Here is a 21,366-nt window from a genome sequence, read left to right on the forward strand (position 1 = left end):
GGCTTAGCGGCGCAGCTCGTCGAGGATGTGGTCGTACTTGCGGTTGGCCCACAGGATGTAGAGGCCCGTCAGCACCCAGGCGACCAGGATGGTGACCGCGCCCAACACGATGCCGATGGACAGCCCCGGCACGAGCTGCTGCCCCATCAGCGGCCGGTTGAACGCCACGAGCAGGATGAAGCCCAGGTACGTCACGAGCATCGCCACCGTGAGCGCTCCCGCCACGCGCCAGCGCGCGGCGGCGAGTGCCTTCAGGACATCGTCCTTGGAATTGCCATACATCGGTGTGCCTCCTCGGCGGTGAAAGGGAAGGGACCGCGGGACTTCAGCGTCGCGAGGCCGGAGGCAGCCCCTTGGTCAACAGTTCGTCCAGCACCGCGGGGTCCGCCAGCGTGCTGGCGTCGCCCAGGTTCTCCGTCTCACCGCTGGCGATCTTCCGCAGCATGCGGCGCAGGATCTTCCCCGAGCGCGTCTTGGGCAGGCCCGACACCAGCACCACCCGGTCCGGCGCGGCGATGGGCCCGATGACGTGGCGCACCTGCTCGCGCAGCGCGCCCATCATCTTCTCGTCCGGCGTGCGCACGAAGTCCGGCTTCACCGTCACGAAGGCGCACACGCCGGTGCCCTTCAGGTCGTGCGGGTAGCCCACCACGGCGGCCTCGGCGACGGCCTCGTGCGCCACGAGCGCGCTCTCCACCTCCGCGGTGCCCAGCCGGTGGCCGGACACGTTGAGCACGTCGTCCACGCGGCCGGTGATCCAGTAGTAGCCGTCCTCGTCGCGGCGGCAGCCGTCGCCGGTGAAGTACAGGGGCAGGAACCGCGCGTAGTACGTCTCCACGAAGCGCTCGTGGTGGCCGTACAGCGTCCGGGCCTGACCCGGCCAGGAGCGCGCCAGACACAGGTTGCCGCTGACGCCGTTGCCCTCCAGCACCTTGCCCTCTTCATCCACCAGCACCGGCTCCACGCCGAAGAAGGGCAGGGTGGCGCTGCCGGGCTTGCACGGCGTCGCTCCGGGCAGGGGCGCGATGAGGATGCCGCCCGTCTCCGTCTGCCACCAGGTGTCCACCACGGGGCAGCGGCCCTCGCCCACCACGTCGTGGTACCAGCGCCACACCTCCGGATTGATGGGCTCGCCCACGCTGCCCAGCAGGCGCAGCGACTTGCGGGAGGACTTCGTGACGAACGCGTCGCCCTCCTTGATGAGGGAGCGCAGCGCGGTGGGCGCGGTGTAGAGCGTGGTGGCCTTCACGTCGTCCACCACCTGCCAGAGGCGGCCCGCGTCGGGCCACGTGGGCGTGGACTCGAAGAGGACCGTGGTGGTGCCGGTGGAGAGCGGGCCGTACAGGAGGTACGAATGTCCCGTCACCCAGCCCACGTCCGCGGTGCAGAAGTGCACGTCGTCCGGCTGCGTGTCGAAGACGTAGCGGAACGTGGTGGCGGCGTACACGAGGTAGCCCGCCGTCGTGTGCATTACGCCCTTGGGCTTCCCGGTGGAGCCCGACGTGTAGAGGATGAAGAGCGGATCCTCGGAGTCCATCCACTCCGCGGGGCACACGCCCCGGTGCTTCTTCACCTCCACGTCCAGCCAGTGGTCGCGGCCCTCGCGCATCGGCACTTCCTTGGCCGTGCGGCGCACGACGAGGACGGACGTCACCTGCGTGAGGCCCTCCAGGGCCTCGTCGGTGATGGCCTTGGTCGCCACGTTCTTGGGGCCGCGCGGGCCTTCATTGGCGGTGACGACGAGCTTCGCGCCGCAGTCCAGCACGCGCTCGCGCAGCGAGTCCGCGGAGAAGCCGGCGAACACCACGGAGTGCACCGCCCCGATGCGGGCGCACGCGAGCATCGTGTACGCGAGCTCCGGCACCATGGGCAGGTACACGATGACGCGGTCGCCCTTCTTCACGCCGTGCGCCTTGAGCACGTTGGCCACGCGGCCGACATGGTGTTGCAGGTCGCGGAAGGTGATGACCTCGTAGTCGCCGGGCGTGTTCTTCGCCCAGATGATGGCGGCCTTGTCCGGGCGCGCCTTCGCGTGGCGGTCCACGCAGTTGACGGTGACGTTGAGCCTTCCGCCCCCGAACCAGGTGAAGTCGGCGGCCTGCTCGTTCACCTCGCGGAGGGTGTCCGGCGGGTGGAACCAGGTGAGCTGCCGGGCCTGTTCGCCCCAGAAGGCGTCGGGCGCGTCCAGGCTCTGACGGTAGAGGCGCTGGTAGTCCTCCAGGCTCTTCACGTGGGCGGTGCGGCGGAAGGCTTCCTTGGGCGCGACGAGCAGGTCCTGAGCGGGTGCCATGGCGGAGGGTCCTCAGTAGAAGAGCTGGAGCTGGGCGGTGCCGGTGATGCCCGTGGAGGCATGGGCGATGTCCCCCACGCGCGACACGGCCACTTCCGTCTTCAGGTTGAAGGTGTGCTTCTGGAACCAGATGTTGAAGCCGGGGCGCAGCGTGAGCAGGTCCTGCGCCGCCACGCGCCCGTTGAAGTACTCGCCGGAGATGATGGGCTGCACGATGCCGATGCGGTAACCCATCTCCACGAAGAAGCCCGTGCCGCTGCGCGGGTTGTCGAAGCCCTGCTGCCAGGAGAAGACGTTGCTCTGGAAGACGAACTCCTGGTCCGCGCCCACCGGCACGTCCAGGAACACGTCCGCCGCGAGCGCCACGGCGTCATGCACGCCGGACGCGGTGGCGATGGCGGAGTACTGGTAGTCGCCGCCCACGCCGAACGACAACATCGGCTGGTCGGTGAAGTAGATGCCCCGGAGGAACTGGTCGTACTCGCGGCCCAGCACGTTGTAGCGCGCGTGGCCCACGACGCGCGGCAGGTCGTCCGGGTTGACCACCTGCCCGTTCTCCAGCTTCGCGCCCTCCACGCCGTTGAGGATGGCCGCGCGGTATGTGAATGGACCCGCGAAGCCGCGCACCTGCACGCCCATGTCGCGCCAGATCTTCCCCACGCCCAGCGGGTAGCGGATGAGGTCGGAGTGGTAGTCCACCGTCTGGAGCGCGATGGCGCCCTGCAACGCCTGGTGCGACAGCGGCGCGAGGATGAAGCCCGCCTCCACCCACATCTTGTCGGCGACCTCGTAGGCGATGGTCGCGTCCTGGATGAAGAAGGCCGGATTCCAGTCGCCGTTCTTGCCCAGGTTCGGCTGGTCGGTGTCGATGAAGAACGACAGCCGCTTGGTGATGGAGCCGAAGACGAGCAGCCGCACCCGGCGCAGGAAGAAGTCCGTGCCCACGCCTCCCGTGGGCGCGCCGTCCTTCACGAGCTGCATCTGCGGGTGCAGCAGCACGTCGACGTTGAGCACCGCGTCTTCGCCAAGCTGGATCTTCCCGGCCGCCGCGGGGAGCGCGGTCAGCAGGGCCGTCAGCACCATCCAGCGCGGCAGCAGGCTTGAGGCAGGGCGCATAGGCCCTGTCGCATGAGCAATGCCTGTTCCACCCCCGCGTTCGTCGGGTTTCAGGACCTTGGGGGTTGGCTCGCCGCGTCAGGATGTGGCGGAAGGTGACAGGGCGTTACCCCCCGTAACGATTCTCGCACTGCGTCGTAACGCCGGGGTAACACCGGAGTAACACCGGGTGACGCGGCCACGCGATGCGTCAGCGTGGCCCCGTCCGTGTATCGCGAGACATGCGGACGCCCTTCAATGCAGGGCGCGCGGGCGGCGTGGGTCGGGCGGGAGGAGCGGGCCGCCGGGCGAGCCCCGGTGGGCTCAGTCCGCAGCATCCTCTTCGGATGAGATGCCCGCATCCGCGTCCTCGTCCGGCAGCCTCTGCGAGGTGTCGAGGCCCGCGGCTTCCAGGAGGATCTTCCGACCCGTGGCGGGCAGGCTGAGGCCCGTCGTCGGGTGCCCGTTGGTGAGGAGCACCACCGCCGCAGCGTGTCCGGGCAGGAAGCCCACCCACGCCACGAAGCCGCCGTTGCCACCGGCCTTGCTCACCACCTTCGCTCCGCCGGGCGCATCTTGGATGTACCAGCCCAGGCCAATGGACTGATGCGCGGAGATCGCGAAGTGGGGCGTGTGCGCGAGCTTCATCGCTCGGTAGGTGAGCAGCGGCATGGAGGGGATGCGGAAGAGGTTGCCCTCCAGGAAGCGCAGCATGTCCGACGCGGTGGAGTTGAAGCCCACGCCCCGGTAGCCGATGCGCTTTGCCTTCGCCGTGTAGCCCTGCGCGATGCGTTCGGGCCGGATGCCGGTGAGGTCCACGCGCGTGTCGCGCATCGTGAGCGGTTCCTGGAGGTCCGTGGCGAACAGCTCCGGGTAGCTGCGCCGCGCGGCGAAGGTGGTGGTGAAGCCCTGCGTCACCTCGCTCACGTTGGAGTAGCTGTAGTGCGCCCCCACGCGCGTCTCCGGGTTGAAGCGCGTCCAGAAGTCGAACATCGCCTGCGGTGGCACCTCACCCCGGTACAGCGCGCCCGCGGGGTGGCCGGGCACGTTGGCGGACGGCATGCCCGCCGTCATGGTGCCCAGCGATTGGGGCGTCACCTGCCGGATGACAGTCCCCTGCTGGCGGACCTCTCCCGGCAGGAAGCGGGTGATCTGATCCGTCAGCGCCATCTTCCCCTCCACGATGCGCGCAGCGGCGAGCGTGTTGGTGAAGACCTTCTGCACGGATCCGATGAGGAACAGCGTGTCCTCGGCCACCGGTTGGCGGGTTTCACGGTCCGACAGGCCCGCGACGTAATGGGCGCGCACGTCTCCGCCGGCCACCGCCGCCGAAACGCCAATCTCCGTCTGCGTGCCCAGGTAGTCCTTCATGGCCGCCGCGACGAGCTGCTTCAGCCGCGCGGGGTCCTGCGCTTGGGTCGGCATGCAATGGCTCCGGAAGAAGGGGGGGCGTGGATGCCTACGACTCGTAGAGGGAGATGTCGCAGCCATTGCTGGTCATCTGGATCTTCATGTCCTCGGAGGCACCGTTGAGGAAGAAGTAGACGGTGGTGCCGTCGTCGGAGGCGTCCAGGGTGCAGTAGAAGTTCTGCTTGCACGTCCAGATCTTCCCGTTGTCATCCTGGAACTGGACCCACCAGTAGTCGTGGCCGATGGCGCCGGTCCAGTAGGTGGCTGGGAATGAAGAACTGGTGGCGTTCTGCGCGAGCGACGGCCAGTTGCCCTGCTGCTGATAGCTGGGGTCGTTGTTGTAGCGGTGGCGCAGCGTCACGCCGCTGATGGCCGACCCCCACTGGTTGACGACGACGCAGTTGGCGGTGCGCTCCGTGGACAGCGGGGCGCCGCCCTTCACGGCGGTGCGGGCCGTGTCGGGACGCAGGCGGGTGTCGAAGCCGGACCGGGGCTGACCACTCGAATCGAGGCGGGCGGAATTGCACATGGGTTGCTCCTGGAACACCGGGGGTTGGATTCATCCGGTGGATGCCAGGAGCCATGAGCAAGCGATGTGCCGCGCCTCGCTTCCCTCTGGGAGGCCGTGAGGGACGGTGCTTTCGACAGGGTTCGACGCCTTTCGACGCGTCGGAACATGTCGGCACCGACGCGTCGGACGTCAGGCGCGGGTGCGCGGAATGCCCAGCCGCTGGCGCTTCTCCCAGAGCGTCTTGCGGCTGATGCCCAGCCTGCGCGCCAGCTCTGTCTCGCCCATGCGGTCCTGGTGCTCCAGCACGAAGCGGCGGAAGTACTCCTCCATCGAATCCGGCGAACGCGGATCCTCTCCGGCGACGATCGTCGGGAAGTCCAACTCCTCCATCGCGGCCGGTGGCACGTCCGTCGCCGCCACGCCCGGCAGCTCCAGCGCCAGCAGGTCCGGGGTGAGCAGCGGCCCGTCGGCGAGGATGACCGCGCGCTCGATGGCGTTCTCCAGCTCGCGCACGTTGCCCGGCCACGGGTGCACGGCGATGGCCGCCAGGGCCTCCGGTGACAGCGACGCGGGAGGGCGGCCCAGGCGCCGGGTGGCCTTCTCCAGGAGGTGCTTCGCGAGCGCGGGCAGGTCCTCGCCGCGCTCGCGCAGGGGCGGCAGGCGGATCTCCACCACGCGCAGGCGGAAGTAGAGGTCCTGGCGGAACAGCCCCTCCTGCACGCGGCGGGGCAGGTCGCGATGCGTGGCGGCGAGGATGCGCACGTCCACCTTGCGCGAGCGCGTGGCGCCCACCCTCCGCACCTCGCCGTCCTGGAGCATGCGCAACAGGCGCGCCTGCGCGGGCGCGGGCAATTCTCCAATCTCATCCAGGAAGAGCGTCCCTCCGTGCGCGGCCTCCACCAGGCCCGCGTGCGCGGCCTGCGCTCCGGTGAAGGCGCCCTTCTCGTGGCCGAACAGCTCGCTCTCCAGCAGGCCTTCGGGGATGGCCGCGCAGTTGACCGCCACCATCGGGCCCTCCGCGCGCGGGCTCTGGGCGTGGACGGCGCGGGCCACCAGCTCCTTGCCGGTGCCGGATTCGCCCAGCACCAGCACGGTGGCGGAGGAGGAGGCCACCTTGCGCACGCGCTCGAACACGTCGCGCATCGCGGTGGACGTGCCCACCATGCCGCCAGGCGCCCAGGTCTGCTCCACCTCGCGCTTGAGGGCCGCGTTCTGCCGGGTGAGCCTTCCTTCGCGCAGCACGCGCTCCACCTGGAGCAGCAGCTCGTCGTGGTCGAAGGGCTTCGCGATGTAGTCCACCGCGCCCAGCTTCATCGCGTCCACGGCGGACTTCACCGTGGCGTAGCTGGTCATGATGAGCACCGGCACGCCCGGACACAGGCCGATGATGTCCGTGCCCGGCGGCCCGGGCAGGCGCAGGTCGGAGATGACCAGGTCGAACGCGTCCAGCGCGTGCTCGGCCGCGGCCTCCGGGACGGCGCCGGCTTCCGCTACATCGTGGCCCGCGCGGGTGAGCAGCCGCCGCAGTTCCGTGCGGATGATGGGTTCGTCCTCGATGACCAGGATGCGGCTCACGCGGAAGCCTCCGGGGGGTTCAGGGGCGCGCGGGGCAGGCTCACGGTGACGCGAGTTCCGCCCTCGACACGGCCTTCGATGCGCAGCGTGCCACCGTGCTCGCGCACGATGCCCTCCGCCAGCATCAGGCCCAGGCCGGTGCCTTCGCCGGGCTGCTTGGTGGTGAAGAAGGGTTCGAAGATGCGTTGCGACAACTCCGGGGCGATGCCGTGGCCCCGGTCCTCCACCTGGATGCGCACCACGTCTCCAGCGGCTTCCGCCAGCAGGTCCACCCGCGCCCCCGTGGGCGACGCGTCGATGGCGTTGGTCAGGAGGTTCACCAGCACCTGCTCCAGCCGCTGCGCGTCGCCTCTCACGTCCAGCCCGTCCGGGCTCTGGTGCGTGCACGCCACGTCGCGGCCCTTGCGAGACAACTGCGCCAGTTGCGCGGCCTCCGCGAGCAGCTGGCCCACCGGCACGCGCGTGAAGGGCCGGGACTCGCCGCCCACCGTGCCCGCGTGGCCGAAGCCCACGAGCGTCCGGACGATGGCGTCGATGCGGCGGCACTGCTGGAGGATGAGCCCCACGCGCTCGCGCACCGCCTCCGGGTCCTCCAGGTCGTACTTGAGGTTCTGCGTGAGGCTGGCGATGGCGGTGAGCGGGTTGCCAATCTCATGCGCCACGCCCGCGGCCACCCGGCCCAGCGACGCGAGCCGGTCCTGGTGCGCGAGCCGCGCGTCCACCGCCTTGCGCTCCGTCCAGTCCTCCACCAGGAGCGTCATGCCCTGTGCATCCCCCGCGCGGTCTCCGTCGGATGGCGTCAGCCGCGAGCAGTGCACGCGCAGGATGCGCGTCTGGCCCCCCACCGGGACGCGCGCCTCCGTGTCGCTGGCCAGGGAAGAGGCCACGTCTGAAAGCAGGGTGCCCCAGGGCTCCGGCAGATGCGCCAGCGGGTGGCCGCGCGCCGCGTCCATGGACACGCGCGACACCGCCTCCAGCGCCGCGTTCCAGATGACGACCTCTCCGTCCGGGCCCACCGTGCACACGCCCAGCGGCAGGTCCTCCAGGATGCGGTAGAGGTAGCGGCGCACGACCTCCAGTTCGCGCACCGGCCCGCGCATGTCCCGTGCGTCGCGCACCCGCTCCTCCACGAAGCGCAGTTGATCCGCCAGGGCGGTGCGCGCGCCGGGGTCCAACCGCAGCGCTTCGCCCACCGCGAGCCGGGCCAGCACCGGGCCGATGAGGCCGGACAGGTTGCGCTCCACGCCGTCGCGCAGGCGGCGCAACTCCGCGGGCCGACGCTCGTCCGGGGGCAACTCCAGGGCCTCGCGCGCGCGGTCCACCTCCGCCGCCGCCACCTGCGCGCCCAGCACCGGCTCCAACTGCCGGCGGAACTCGTCGGGGGAGCTGGCCGCCACGCTGCCCTCGGCGAGCCCCGGCGCCTCGCGCGCGCACACCCGGGCGGCCTCCTTCTCCTCCACCGACTGGCGCGTCATCAGCGATACGGCAACGAAGCACAGCGCGTTGAGCCCCAGCGACGTGAACGTGGCGAAGCCCCACGGTTCGTCCGCGGAGAAGCCGAGCGCGACGGAGGCCTGGTTCGTCCACGCCACCACCGACGGCGGCTCCCACAGGGGCGCGACCAGCGTGGCCGTCCACGTCGCGGCCCCCGCGCCCAGCCCCGCGAGCAGGCCCGCGCGCGTCGCCTGGGTCCACAGCAGCAGGCCCAGCACGCCCGGCGCGAACTGCGCCGTCGCCACGAAGGACACGAGCCCCAGGTCCACGAGCCCCGTCGCCCGCGTGTCGATGAGCCGGTAGAAGCCGTAGCCCGCGAGGATGATGGCGGCGATGAGCACGCGCCGGGCCCAGAGCAGCCACCCGTAGAGGTCGTCCCGGCCGCGCGCGGTGCCCAGGGGCAGCACCAGGTGCGTCAGGCACATGGGCGCGAGCGCGAGCGTGGTGACGATGACCATCGCGCTCGCCGCGGACACGCCGCCCAGGAACGCGAGCAGCGCCACGGCTGTTGCCCCCTTCGCGGCGGGCACGGAGAGCACGTGGAAGTCCGCGGGCCAGGGCAGGCCCAGCGCTTCTCCGGACCACAGCAGCACGGGCACTGCCGCGTTGATGAGCAGCATCAACAGCGGGAAGGCCCACGCGACGGTGGCCAGGCCGTCGCGCTCCGGTGCCTCGGTGAAGGCCACGTGGTACTGGCGGGGCGTGAGGAAGGCGGCGACGACGGAGAGCACCAGCAGCGGGGCCCAGGACGCGTCGCGCGCGGGGCGTTGCAGCGCCTCCACCGCTTCGGGGTGCACGGTGAGCCAGTCCTGCAATCCACCCACGCCGCCGAAGACAGACACCACGCACCAGCCCGCGACGATGATGAGCGCCAGCAGCTTCACGCCGGACTCGAAGGCGATGGCCAGCATCAGGCCCTCGTGACGCTCCCGCGGGGCGGGGTGGCGGGCGCCGAAGAGCAGCGAGAAGACCACCAGCACGCCGCAGAAGCCGGGGCCCACCAACGCGGGGGACGCGGCGGGGCTCAGAAGGCGGGCGGACTCCACGACGGCGCGAATCTGGAGGGCCAGGTAGGGCAGGCTGCCCGCAAGGATGAACAGCGTCACCGCGGTGCCCGTCACCTGACCGGGGTAGCGGAACGCGAGCAGGTCCGCGAGCGACGTGAGTTGCAGCTCGCGCGTCAGCCGCAAGAGGGGCCGCCACAGCACCGGGGCCAGCAGGCATGCGAGCGTGAGGCCCAGGTAGATGCCCAGGTAGCGGAAGCCGTGGCGGGCCGCGTAGCCCACGCTGCCGAAGTAGGACCAGGACGTGGCGTACACGCCCAGGGCCAGCGCGTAGACGAGCGGGTGCTGGGTGATGCGGGCCGGGATGCGGCCCCTTTCGGCGGCGTAGGCCACCAGGAACAGCACGCCCAGGTAGGCGACGGAGGCGACGACGAGCGGGCCCAGGCCCAGCGTCATGGGCGCAGGCTCCGGTGCGCCACCCAGCCGCCCAGGGCAATGACGCCCAGCCACACGACGAAGGGAAGCCAGGCGGGCGCGCCTTGCGCCAGCCACAGTCGCCGCAGCGGGGAGCCGAACAGCAGCACCGCGACGGCGAACACCAGCAGCGACGGCATGGCGGGAGGTTCCGCGGGAGGCCGCGACATGCGCACGAGGATAACAGCCCCGCCGGGCGTGGGGGGAGCTTGTGCGCGCCGTGGTCCTCCCCCCTCCGGGACTGCTAAGCCAACGAGCCATGGCCTCCCCGGAAGTGCCCCCCTTCTCCGAGCTGTCCCAGTTCACCCTCGACCGCGAATCACTGAGGTTGCTGCCGGAGTCCTTCTGCCGCCGCCTGGGCGTCGCGGTGATGGGACGGGTGGATGCCACGAAGGAGCAGGAGCCGGTGACGGTGGCGATGCTGCATCCGGACGACCTGTCCGTGCGCTATCGCATCGCGGACTTCCTGCGCCGTCCGGTGCAGCCGGTGCGGCTGAACCAGTACGAAATCGACACCGCGCTGGAGGTGGGGTTCGGCGCGGGCTCCCACCTCACGGTGGACGTGGTGCTGCGTCCGGGCACGCCCCTGTCGCAGCAGCCCACGGCGGTGGAACTGGTGAACCACGTGCTGACGCGGGCGGTGGAGCAGAACGCGTCCGACATCCACCTGGAGAGCTACCCGGATGACGTGGACCTGCGCTACCGCGTCGACGGCATCCTGCATCAGGCCTACACGGACATCTCCCCGGACTCCCTGCCGGAGGTGGTGGGCCGCATCAAGATCATGGCCGGGCTGGACATCTCCGAGCGGCGCAGGCCGCAGGATGGCCGGCTGCGGGCCCTCTTCCACGGGGAGGCGGGGCCCAAGTCGGTGGACTTCCGCGTGAGCGTGGTGCCGTCGCCGTCGGGCGAGGACGTGGTCATCCGCCTGCTCGACGCCACGGTGGGCCTGGTGCCGGTGGAGAAGTTGGGGATGACGCCGGAGGTGCAGGCGACGGTGCTTCGGCTTCTGGGCAACCCGGAGGGGCTGGTGCTGGTGACGGGACCCACGGGCAGCGGGAAGACGACGACGCTGTACGCGGCGCTGGCCCGGCTCAACGACGGGCGCAAGAAGATCATCACCGCCGAGGACCCCATCGAATACGTGGTCCCCAAGGTGAACCAGAAGCAGGTGTCGACGCAGATGCCGCACCTGACCCTGTTGCGCGCGCTCCTGCGGCAGGACCCCAACGTGATGCTGGTGGGAGAGATTCGCGACCTGGAGACGGGCAGCACCGCGCTGATGGCGGCCTCCACGGGGCACGTGGTGCTGGGCACGCTGCACACAGCGGATGCGATTGGCACGGTCAGCCGCCTGCGGGGGCTGAAGCTGGAGGACGGCGACATCGCGGAGGCGCTGCTCGCGGTGCTGGCCCAGCGGCTGGTGCGGAGGATCTGCCCTGGGTGTTCCGCGCCCGCGACGCCGACGCCGGAGCAGGTGGCGCTGTTGGGGCCGCTCCTGGACGGCGTGCAGCCCCGGGCGGGGCAGGGCTGCGAGGCGTGCCGTCACACCGGCTTCAAGGGCCGGGTGGGGTTGTTTGAATTGCTGGTGGTGGACCCCGACCTGCAATTGCTCATCGCGACCGGGGCGCCCGTCGTGCAACTGCGCCGGCACGCGATGGCCCGGGGCTTCCGCACGCTGGTGCAGGACGCCCTGGAGAAGGTGGCGGCGGGCGTCACCACGCTGCATGAGCTGACGCGCGTGGTGCCCTACCGCTACCTCGTCACGGCGCGCGAGGAGCGCGGTACGGCCGGCTGACGACGGCGTCAGTCCAGCTTCGTGTCCAGGCCCGAGGGCAGCAGCACGGTGAACGCGGAGCCCTGCCCGAGCGTGCTCCGGACCTGGACGATGCCGCCGTGGGCTTCGACGATCTGCTGGGTGATGAAGAGGCCCAGCCCCAGCCCCCCGTAGTTGCGCTCTGATACCGCGCGCACGAAGCGATCGAAGACGCGGGGCTGGTGCTCTGGCGCGATGCCGATGCCTTCGTCCTGCACGGTGAGGAGGGCCAGCCCGGAGTCCATGCGCACGTGGACGCGGATGGGTTTTCCCGCGCCGTACTTGAGCGCGTTGGTGAGCAGGTTGGTCAGCACCTGCTCCATCCGGACCCGGTCCCAGTTGCCGGGCAGGGGGGCCGGCGCCTCCAGGTTCACCGTGGAGCCCACCTGGAGGGCCTGCGGCGTGTAGCGGACCACCACCTCCCGAGCGAGCGCGGTCAGGTCCATGGGCGTCCGGTTCAAGCGCAACTGGCCCATGCTGATGCGTGAGACATCCAGCAGGTCCTCGATGAGGTCCGCGAGCTTGCGGACCTGTCGGCGCGCCACGTCCAGGTCCCGGGTCAGCCGCCCCACGGGCAGGGTGGCCTCCGGGTGGTTCTCCACGACGCGCAGCAGGGATGTCAGCTTCAGTTGCAGCGGCGTCAGCGGCGTCTTCAGCTCATGGGAGGCGACGGACAGGAACTCGTCCCGGGCGAGCACGGCGTCCCGCAGCATCTCCAGCTCGCGCCGTTCCTGGGTCTGCTTGTGCTGCGTGAAGTCGCGCGTCACCTTGGCGAAGCCCCGCAGCGTCCCTTGTGGGTCATACAGCGCGGTGATGACGACGCTGGCCCAGAAGCGGCTGCCATCCTTGCGGATCCGCCAGGCCTCTTCCTCGAAGCGCCCCTCCTCCGCCGCCACCTGGAGGGCCCGTTGGGGCTTGCCCCGGGCCACGTCCTCGGGAGGATAGAAGCGGCCGAAGTACTGCCCGAGGACCTCCTCGGCCCGGTAGTTCTTGATGCGCTCGGCCCCCGCGTTCCAGGTGCTGACCCGGCCTTCGGGGTCGAGCATGTAGATGGCGTAGTCCTGGATGCTTTCAATCAGCAGCCGGAAGCGCTCCTCGCTCTGGAGCAGGCGCTCCTGGGCCAGCTTGCGCTCCGTGAAATCGCGCGTCACCTTGCCGAAGCCCCGCAGGATCCCCTGGTCGTCGCGCAGCGCGGTGATGACGACGCTGGCCCAGAAGCGGCTTCCGTCCTTGCGCAGCCGCCATCCCTCCTCCTCGAAGCGGCCCTCCCGGGTGACGAGCTCCAGCTCCGCCTGGGGCTTGCCCCGGGCCACGTCCTCCGGAGGGTAGAAGCGGCTGAAGTGCTGCCCGAGGATCTCCTCGGCCCGGTAGCCCTTGATGCGCTCGGCCCCCGCGTTCCAACTGGCGACGCGCCCCTCCAGGTCCAGGGTCAGGATGGCGTAGTCCCGGACGTTGTCGATGAGCAGGCGCAACTGGGCGTCCGCGTCGGTGAGGCCGTGACTGCTGGCGTAGGTGCCCCCCCTGTTGCCCGGGGATTCGGGATCGAGGCGGTCATCCAGGGGGCTTCGCATGGATGAAGCGTAGCCGCTTCCGGGGGCCGATTCGGCGGTGTCGCGCGGCAGGTTCCGCAGCCAGACACTCCCGCCTGGGTGTCATGCGCCCAGGCGGGCGGGGGCTTGGAGCATCCCTGTCCGCCGCTGCCCGCATCCAGCGGCTCGCTCCCGGCACCTCATGCCGCGGAGGGTCCTATGCGCCGCCGACGCGATTTCGCCCTGGCGTACCCGCCACAAAGACGACGCTGGCCGGTTCGGAGTCGTCTTCTCGGTGATGGGATTGGGATTGGGGATGCGGCGGCTGGAGTGACAGCGCAGGAGCGAGTCGATGTTGTGAGTCTTGGATGACTCCGGATGGGTCGATGATTGCTTGCAACACCACGGAATGGATGTCTTTGGGCGCCCTGGACAATTCACATAATAACTGTTTATTCTGACCTGGCACGTCCTTCGTGGGGCGCAACCTTCCAGGTCAGACGCAAGTGCCGGAACACCGGGGCGCGGGACGCAAACGCGCGGGTGCCTGGCCTGCGTGTGTCCTGGGGGGCTCGGCTCCTCGCGGCTGGTCCGTGCTCACCCACCACCCTGGACGCATTCCATGTCACCTGTCGTCACCCGTTCGTCGCCCCGTTGGGCGGCGTGCGTCGCCGTGTTCGCGGCGCTGCTGCTGTCGGCCTTTGGCCTGCCGGCGGCCGCGGCCACCAACACGGAGGCCACGCAGAAGGCCATCCACTTCCTGAGCTCCGATGTGGCCAACTGGACCACGTCGCAGAACTGCATCGCCTGCCACCGCCAGGGCGCGGCGGTGTTCGGTCTGTCGAGCGCCAAGGCCAATGGCTACAACATGGCCCAGGCCACCCCCACTGGCCGCACCATCCTGGGCAACCTGGAGTTCATCTCCGCGCGCATCAAGACGGACCAGCGCCCGGCGGGGAACTGGGTGCACGAGGGCAGCGCCTACCCGTACACGAAGACGAGCTGGGCGTCGTTCGGCCTCGCGGGCTTCGACCAGTACGTGTCCACGGAGCACAGCAACTCCCTGGTGATGGCGGCCAACTGGGCGGTGGGCGTCCAGCAGGCCAGCGGTCGTTGGCCGGAGGACCACGGTGGTTACCCCGTGACCTACGGCAGCGTGCCCGTGACGGCGCGCTACATCGTGATGCTCGCGCAGGCCAAGCAGCGCGTGGACCCGGCCAAGGCGGCGCAATACCAGACCGCCATCGACAAGGCGGCGGCGTACCTGCGCGCCAACCTCAACAACAACGACACGTCCGCCGGCGGCGACGGCATGCCGTACACGTTCGAGAAGGCGTGGGCCATCGTGGGCCTGAAGGCCGCGGGCCCCGGCGCCAACAACGTCAACACGAACGCCATCACCACGCTGGCCAACCAACTGACGGCGATGGCCCCGGTGAGCGGCAAGGGCTGGGGTGACCTGCCCGCGAACGCGTCCAACGACTTCGACACGGGCATCACGGTGTATGCGCTGTGCCTCGCGGGCAGGCAGCCCGCGGACGACGTCCGGTTGTTCAATGCGATTGAATGGCTGAAGTCGCGGCAGGCGGCGGACGGGAGCTGGGGTTCGGGCACGGCGACGCCGGACATCCCGACGACGTTCGCGTCGCTGGGCCTCGCGTGCTTCGGCGACTTCAGCGTGGAGGTGTCCGTGGTGGGCGAGGACACCAAGATGTTCAATATCTTCGAGCCGGCGATCCAAGAGACGACCTACACCTTCAAGGTGAAGAACCACGGCTATCAGGCGGACACGTACACGCTGAGCGTGGCGGGTGGCCTTCCCGGCTGGACGGCCACCCTGAACCGGCCCACGGTGTTCCTGGCCTCCAACGCGGAGACGACGGTAACGCTCACCGTGCGCGCTCCGGCGAACCTGACGGCGTCGCTCCTGTCGGAAGTCACCGTGAAGGCGGCCTCCGGTGGCGCGCCGGGCGTGTCGGCTTCGGCGCGCGTGCGCACGTACACCCCGCCGCCGCCTCCCGTGACGGGCCGCGCGACGACGACCACCATCCTGACCCCCGCGGCGAACGCGCAGGTGACCATTGGCCAGGCGACGCTGCTGTCGGCCCGGGTGGTGGATGCGACGAACGTCCTGGTGAAGGGCCCCCAGAAGGGCGTCGTGACCTTCTTCGTGGCCGGCGTGGCCATTGGCGCGGATGACGACCTGGACGGCGACGGCGTGTTCTCCCTGCCGTGGAGCCTCTCCACCGACACGTGGACCGTCACGGGCGCGCAGGACTACCGCGCGGTGTACTCGGGCGTGACGCTCCAGACGCCGCCGAACCTGCTGGGCAGCACGGCGGCCCAGACGCTCATCATCAATGCGTACCCGTACACGCCGCCGGACATCGTCATTGGCAACCAGCCTGCGTTCATCCGGGAGACCACGTTGTCCGTGTGGGGCTTCGTGCGGCCGGCCACCAACGGCGCGGTCATCACCTACGCGGCCTTCATCGTGAACGGCGGCGCGCCGGTGGTCGTGATTCCCGAGGCGAGCGGTGGCCTGGTGTTCACCACGGTGGAGCTGGTGGAAGGTCCGAACATCATCCAGCTCACCGGCCGCGACAGCCTGGGCGGCATCACCACGAAGCAGATCAACCTTACGGTGGATCGCATCCCGCCGGTCATCACCATCCAGTCGCCGGTGCAGGGCCAGGTGGTGGGCACGGCCATCGTGGACGTCACCAGCCTGATTGATGAGCAGACGCCCACCTGCGTGGAGACGCAGTGGTTGAACACCACGCTGCTGGAGTTCGGCACCGGTTCGGTGACGCACCCGGTGAGCATGCCGAACTTCGGCGAGCAGGGCATCCTGGTGCGCGCCACGGATTCCGCCGGCAACGTGACGGAGGCCGTGGTGCACGTGTTCGTGGACGCCGGCACCCCCACGGTGACGACGGACCCGGCGGAGGGTGTGACGTTCGGCCCTCGCGCCAACCACACGCTGCCGTACACGATTCGCGTGTCGTCCCTGTCCGCGACCACCGTGAAGCTGGGCAGTCAGACGTTCCAACTGCCGCGTGGCGGCGGGGAAATCCAGACGTCGGTGGTGCTGGCATCGGGCGTGAACACGCTCACCATCGACGTGACGAACGAGGCGGGCCGCAGCGTCCGCACCACGCGCACCGTGCGCTATGACACGCAGGCGCCCACGGCGACGCTCCTCACGCCGGTGCCCAACGGCACGGCCAGCGGTGTCATCACCCTGTCGGCCCGGGTGACGGATGCGCTGAGTGGCATCAAGAACGTGGCGTTCACGCGGGACGGGTCAGGCATCCGCGCCGGCACGCTCCAGCCGAACGGCACGTGGACCGCGGAGCTGGACACCCGCGAGCTGCTGGATGGGACGCACACCGTCGATGTCTGGATGACCGACGCGGTGGACAACTTCGTCATCCAGAGCTTCAACTTCACCGTGAAGAACAACCCCTGAGTCCCTGACAGGACTTGAGGGCGTGACCGACGGGGCGGCAGGTCTTCACGGACCTGTCGCCCCGTTGTCTTTCGCTTCGGCGTTGCCTGGGCGTCCACGGCCTGTGGACCGGTAGCCCGGGCGGCTACAACAAACGCCGGGTTGCGTCCCCCTCGCGGGAGTGGCGGTGCTGGCGGCACGGGATGTGCTCAGTGCCGGCGTCGCTGAAGCCCGAACGCCCGAGTGCCGGCGGCGTCCCGGGAATGCGCTCCCTCCGGCAGGGTGCTCCCATGAACGCGTCCCGTTTTCTCGCAGGCCTGCTCTTCTCGTTGACCCTGCTCGTCAGTGCCGAGGCCTCCGCGCAGAGCTGCACGACCCTGGTGAACTCCCAGTTCAACTGGGTGCAGCAGGGCGGGGGCTATTACATCAACGTGACGGGCGTTTCGCTGAAGCCGGCCACGGGCTCGGTGGGCGCGGTGGCGTCGTACATCTCCGCCAGCCTGAGCAGCCGTGTGCCCGCGAGCTTCTATATCAATCCCGTCACGGGGGTGGTCACGCGGGTCCCTGCCCGGCTCACCAGCCCCGCCAACAGCGGCCGTCAGACCTTCAATGACCGGAGCTATTACTCCACCCAGTCAGGTGTCTCGCGCTGGCAGAACTTCTCCGCCTTCGCCCAGGACAACGTCCAGTTGGAGCTGGATGACACCGGCAAGCTGACCCTCATCCTCAACACCTGGGGCAACGGCCAGGTCGTCCTCACGTCGCCCACCTGCACGGGCAACGTGATGAGCGGCTTCTCCGGAACCGCGCTGCATGCCTTCACCTTCGAGCAGTTCTACCTGGGCTGAGCCAGGACGCCCGCCTTCGCGTCCCGGAGGGTGGGAGCTTCCGCTCCCACCCCGTGATGTCACGGTGGGGCGCACCGCCCGGCGGCCCTCCGCTCAGAGGCCGTCGGCGTAGCACCAGCCCGTGGTGCGGTCGTAGCCGCCACCGGAGAGCGGATACCCGATGAAGCCCAGCTCCTCGCCAGCGCCGCAGTCAGAGCGGGCGCGTGCATAGCGCAGGCAGGTGCCATGCCCCGTTCCGGCCAGGTCCACGCAGGCGCCGCGGGCGCCCTCGGTGCCGCAGAACTCGGCGAAGCCCAGGCTGCACGTCTCCCCGATGAGCGCCGGGTCGAAGGCGAAGCCGATGGGCTCCAGCACGGACTGTTCGATGCACAGGCCATAGACGCCGCACACCGTGCCGCTGGGGCAGCCGGGGACGGCCGCCATGGGGTCGCACGTGGCCAGACACTGCCGCGCCTCCGTGAACAGGTCCGTACAGGCGAAGCCCTGCGCGCAGTCCGTCGTCGCCAGCCCGCTGGACGTCGGCGCTGGCGTGTACGTGCACGCCTCGCCCTGCGTCTTGGTGCCAGTGGCCTGCTCCAGCGTGCCGTCGTCGGCCAGGTAGTCCGTGGCCACGCAGGACAGGCCGGGCAGGTTCGCGGTTGGCGAGCCCTGTCGCGGGTCGCACCCGCCCGCGCGCACCGTGTTCCAGGTCGCGAAGCGGATCCACTTGCACTCGCCGCCGGGCACCACCGCGCTGCCCCGGTAGGGCGCGCTGAGCGGCGGCGCGTTCACCGACTCGCGCAGCGTCACGTTGGAGAGGGCGCCCACCGTCTGCTGCGGTGACACCTTGAGCGCCAGCAGCAGCGAGCCCGTGTCCGCGACGAACAACTTCTGCCCCGCCGTGCCCGCGTCCTGATAGCCGAAGACGCACTGCTCGCACGTGAAGAGGTTGGCGCCGCCGCTGGCCAGGTCATGCAGGCCGGGGGCCGTGTTCACGTCCAGCCGGATGTTCGCGGTGTCCGCCACCGCCGGGTCTCCGAACGCGCTGAAGGTTCCCAGATAGGTGGGCTGCGCCCCGTACTTCACGGGCGTCGTCTGGATGCCATTCGCCAGTGCACCCATCGTGATCTCGGTGCACCCCGCGGGTGGGGTGAGCTGCTGCGTCTGCTGTTCCAGGGACTCCAGCGCCGCCTGCTCGGGGGCCGGCGCCGGCGTCTCCACGGCGCATCCCGCCACCGCCATCCACAGCACCGCGCTCACCCGCCATGCACGGAACGGGTGGGCTCCACTGTTTCGAATCGACATGCCGTCTTCTCCAGGTGTGTGGGTCCCGGCTGCCTTTGAGGCAGTCAGTCCGGACCCCTGAGCTGGATTGGATTACGCGAAGACGTCTGGGATTCACAAATCAATTCGACGTCACATTCCCATCCATTTCGTTTGAGATGGGAATGGCATGGATTCTCATCTGGCGATTCTCAATGTCGCGAAAGCGGGACGCAGGCTTTCACGAAGCGCGGCGCACGTAGTTCAGGAAGACGACGCCGCTCTGGACGGTGCGTGACCCGGTGAGTTGGAGCCGGTGGGGCGCGAAGCCCGCGTCGACGAGTTTGATGCCCGAGCCGGCGATGACGGGATTGAGCTTGATGACATACGCGTCGATCTCCGGCAGGAGCTCCGCCGCGAGCGCTCCCCCACCACACAGCCAGATGCCCAACCCGTCCCGGGCCTTCAGTTCGCGCACGGTTTCGAGTGGGGTCCTGGAGAGATTGACGCCGGGGTCCGGGCTCTGGGTGAGGGTGCGCGAGAAGACGTAATGCTCCAGGTGGGGATAGGCATTGGTGACGCCCGCGTCCAGGCCCACCTGATAGGTGTGCCGGCCCTCCAGGACCGTGTCGAAGTGCTGCCCGGGACCGGAGAGGCCCCGGACCGCGCGGTAGCTGGCGGGGAGTGTCTCCGGATACTCGGCGGCGATCGCGTCGAGGTAGTCCGGTTCCATGGCGAAGAAGTCGAAGGTGCCGTGCGGGGACGCGATGAAGCCATCGAGGGTGCTGGCGACGTAATAGGTGAGTTTTCGCATGCGGGGATTGCCTCCTGTCCGTCTGGCTTACCTCACCCCGAAGGGGTGCAGGGCGCTCGTCGCGCCGGAGGTCCGCCGCGCCTGCTAGAACCGGACATCCGGCCCCATGGCGGGGCGCGGCGCTGGATGCGGGAGGCAGGGCCATGCGGGTGCTGTGGTTCGTGGGAGGGATGGCGACCGGGGTGGTCCTGACGCTCATCACCGGGGTCGCGCTCTGGATTCAGGACACCTCGCCCCAGCGGGCGCGGATAGAGGTCCGCGTGGAGAACCACACCGGCCAGGATGTGCAGGAGGTCCGCCTCGAGCATGTGGATGGGGAGGTCGTCCACCGCCTGCTGCTCAAGGGGGACTCGCTGGCCCTGTCCTACGAGCCCCGGGGCGAGTCGTCGTACAAGCTCATCGCCATCCTGGAGGATGGCCGGCGGTTGACGGGCGGCGCTGGCTACATCGAGAGAGGGGCGCGGACCCGGGAGGTGCTGGAGCCGGAGCGGGTGGTTTCCTCCGACCCGTGACGTCTGTCTTTGTGCGGCCACGGCCCACCCTGGCGTGTGCGGTGAAAGGCATGTCAGCGGTAATCCGTATCCTCGCCGCATGTCCATCCTTGAAGGACTGCCCACGGTTTGCATGGGCATGTTGTCCACCAGCGGAGGCTCCTCCATCGCGGCGCTCAGCCTGGGCGCGGCGTTGAGACAGGAGGGGCTCGCGGTCCGCTACCTGCATTGTGATCCGCTGGGCGCTCGTCCGGACGACACGCGGGTGCTCTCCCCGGAACGGGCGCTGCGGGCGGCGCACAGCCTGGACGTGGACGCTGCGTTCACCAGTCCGCTGGAGGTGTGCGAACAGCTCCTGCGCCTCCATGACATGGCGCCCTTCGGGTTGCTGCACCTGCACAACCTCCAGGTCTTCGGCCTGCCCGCCTACTTCCTGCGAAGGCTGCGGGGCGTGCCGTACGTGGTGACGTTCCATGGCTCGGATGTGCTCAATGAGGCGCTGCTCGGGACGCGGCCGGAGGTCACCCGCGAGGTGCTGCGGGACGCGGCGGCGGTGACGTGCGTGTCGCGCTACCTGGCGGACGCGCTGGCGCACCGGCTGCCGGAGCTGCCCTCGGCGGACGTCGTCCACAACTTCCTCCGGCCGGAGCTGCGGCGCCCCTGGGCTCCGGGGGCGGAGCAGACGGACCGGTTCCTCCACGTGTCGTCCCTCCGTCCGGTGAAGCGGCCGGAGCTGTTGCTGGCGGCCTTCGCCCGGCTGCACGCAAGCCGTCCCCACGCCACCCTGCGGCTGGTCACCACCCACCGGGGGGCCCTGCGGGCCCGGGAGCTGTTGGCGTCCTACCCGCTGCGCGACGCGGTCACGGTGTTGGTGGGCGAGGACGACACGGAGGTCCTGGCGCGCGAATACCAACAGGCCACGGCGCTGGTGCTCACCTCGCGGTTCGAGTCCTTCGGGCTGGTCATGCTGGAGGCGCTCGCGCACGGCCTGCCGGTGGTGGCCCCCGCGGTGGGAGGCATCCCGGAGGTGCTGGGGATGGACTGGCCGTTGCTCGTCCGGGGAGACACGGCCAACCCGGAGGCCTACGCGGACCGGATGGCACAGGTGGCGGACGGCGGGGTGAGGCCCCTGCTGCGCGAGCGGGCCGAGGGGGTGCTCGCGCGCTTCGATGGCTCGCGGCAGGTGGCGGACTACGTGCGTGTCTATGCGCGGGCCCTGTCGGCGGGGTCGGCATGAAGGCGGACGGACGCGGTGGGCTTTGGGGTTCGTCCCACGGCCGAGGAGACGGTGCATGCCAGGGCTGACGCTGGCTCTTATACAC

The 21,366-nt window shown here is 69.8% G+C and carries 16 protein-coding genes; 5 read left to right on the plus strand and 11 right to left on the minus strand.

Features of this window, described 5'->3' with window-relative positions; translation table 11 throughout:
• Positions 1 to 3 precede the first annotated feature (3 nt).
• The 8 genes from D7V88_RS11815 to D7V88_RS11850 form a co-directional block, all read right to left on the minus strand.
• Positions 4 to 282, minus strand: coding sequence for a DUF485 domain-containing protein (locus D7V88_RS11815; protein WP_120540733.1), 279 nt, complete (start codon positions 280 to 282; stop codon positions 4 to 6).
• Positions 283 to 325: 43 nt separating this feature from the next.
• Entirely contained in the window at positions 326 to 2,290 is a 1,965-nt protein-coding gene (acs, locus tag D7V88_RS11820; RefSeq protein WP_120540734.1) for an acetate--CoA ligase, read from the minus strand.
• 12 nt (positions 2,291 to 2,302) lie between these two features.
• Complete coding sequence (locus D7V88_RS11825; protein WP_120540735.1) at positions 2,303 to 3,406, minus strand: hypothetical protein; 1,104 nt, start codon at positions 3,404 to 3,406, stop codon at positions 2,303 to 2,305.
• A 303-nt stretch (positions 3,407 to 3,709) separates the two neighbouring features.
• Positions 3,710 to 4,810, minus strand: coding sequence for a serine hydrolase domain-containing protein (locus tag D7V88_RS11830; RefSeq protein WP_158625067.1), 1,101 nt, complete (start codon positions 4,808 to 4,810; stop codon positions 3,710 to 3,712).
• A 34-nt stretch (positions 4,811 to 4,844) separates the two neighbouring features.
• Positions 4,845 to 5,324 (minus strand): hypothetical protein, encoded by a 480-nt coding sequence (locus D7V88_RS11835; protein WP_120540737.1) that lies wholly within the window; start codon positions 5,322 to 5,324, stop codon positions 4,845 to 4,847.
• Positions 5,325 to 5,495: 171 nt separating this feature from the next.
• Positions 5,496 to 6,881, minus strand: coding sequence for a sigma-54-dependent transcriptional regulator (locus tag D7V88_RS11840; RefSeq protein WP_120540738.1), 1,386 nt, complete (start codon positions 6,879 to 6,881; stop codon positions 5,496 to 5,498).
• Positions 6,878 to 9,835, minus strand: a complete 2,958-nt coding sequence (locus tag D7V88_RS11845) for an ATP-binding protein (protein WP_120540739.1) — start codon at positions 9,833 to 9,835, stop codon at positions 6,878 to 6,880. The genes D7V88_RS11840 and D7V88_RS11845 overlap by 4 nt, the downstream gene beginning before the upstream one ends.
• Positions 9,832 to 9,993: a hypothetical protein gene (locus tag D7V88_RS11850; protein WP_208726240.1), complete on the minus strand. Its 162-nt coding sequence runs from the start codon at positions 9,991 to 9,993 to the stop codon at positions 9,832 to 9,834. Before D7V88_RS11850 ends, D7V88_RS11845 begins: the two co-directional genes overlap by 4 nt.
• A gap of 119 nt (positions 9,994 to 10,112) precedes the next feature.
• Here D7V88_RS11850 and D7V88_RS11855 point away from each other — a divergent pair, with 119 nt between their 5' ends.
• Positions 10,113 to 11,651 carry a GspE/PulE family protein gene (locus D7V88_RS11855; RefSeq protein ID WP_120540741.1) on the plus strand — a complete coding sequence of 513 codons (1,539 nt, stop codon included), beginning with the start codon at positions 10,113 to 10,115 and terminating at the stop codon, positions 11,649 to 11,651.
• 8 nt (positions 11,652 to 11,659) lie between these two features.
• Here D7V88_RS11855 and D7V88_RS11860 read toward each other — a convergent pair whose 3' ends face one another.
• Positions 11,660 to 13,240, minus strand: coding sequence for a sensor histidine kinase (locus D7V88_RS11860; RefSeq protein ID WP_120540742.1), 1,581 nt, complete (start codon positions 13,238 to 13,240; stop codon positions 11,660 to 11,662).
• A gap of 580 nt (positions 13,241 to 13,820) precedes the next feature.
• On the opposite strand from D7V88_RS11860, the gene D7V88_RS11865 reads away from it, so the two are divergent.
• A complete protein-coding gene (locus D7V88_RS11865; protein ID WP_120540743.1) occupies positions 13,821 to 16,670 on the plus strand; it encodes an Ig-like domain-containing protein in 2,850 nt (949 codons plus the stop codon).
• Between the two features lie 269 nt (positions 16,671 to 16,939).
• A complete protein-coding gene (locus tag D7V88_RS11870; protein ID WP_147448698.1) occupies positions 16,940 to 17,497 on the plus strand; it encodes a hypothetical protein in 558 nt (185 codons plus the stop codon).
• Positions 17,498 to 17,590: 93 nt separating this feature from the next.
• Here D7V88_RS11870 and D7V88_RS11875 read toward each other — a convergent pair whose 3' ends face one another.
• Together D7V88_RS11875 and D7V88_RS11880 are read right to left on the minus strand one after the other, a co-directional pair.
• Complete coding sequence (locus D7V88_RS11875; protein ID WP_244238107.1) at positions 17,591 to 18,781, minus strand: hypothetical protein; 1,191 nt, start codon at positions 18,779 to 18,781, stop codon at positions 17,591 to 17,593.
• A gap of 199 nt (positions 18,782 to 18,980) precedes the next feature.
• Positions 18,981 to 19,553, minus strand: coding sequence for a dihydrofolate reductase family protein (locus D7V88_RS11880; protein WP_120540745.1), 573 nt, complete (start codon positions 19,551 to 19,553; stop codon positions 18,981 to 18,983).
• 143 nt (positions 19,554 to 19,696) lie between these two features.
• Between D7V88_RS11880 and D7V88_RS11885 the strand changes: the two genes are divergently transcribed.
• Positions 19,697 to 20,065, plus strand: a complete 369-nt coding sequence (locus tag D7V88_RS11885; RefSeq protein WP_120540746.1) for a hypothetical protein — start codon at positions 19,697 to 19,699, stop codon at positions 20,063 to 20,065.
• 112 nt (positions 20,066 to 20,177) lie between these two features.
• Complete coding sequence (locus tag D7V88_RS11890) at positions 20,178 to 21,281, plus strand: glycosyltransferase family 4 protein (RefSeq protein ID WP_158625068.1); 1,104 nt, start codon at positions 20,178 to 20,180, stop codon at positions 21,279 to 21,281.
• The last annotated feature ends 85 nt before the right edge of the window (positions 21,282 to 21,366 follow it).

This window comes from Corallococcus terminator, assembly GCF_003611635.1.
Lineage (GTDB): Bacteria > Myxococcota > Myxococcia > Myxococcales > Myxococcaceae > Corallococcus > Corallococcus terminator.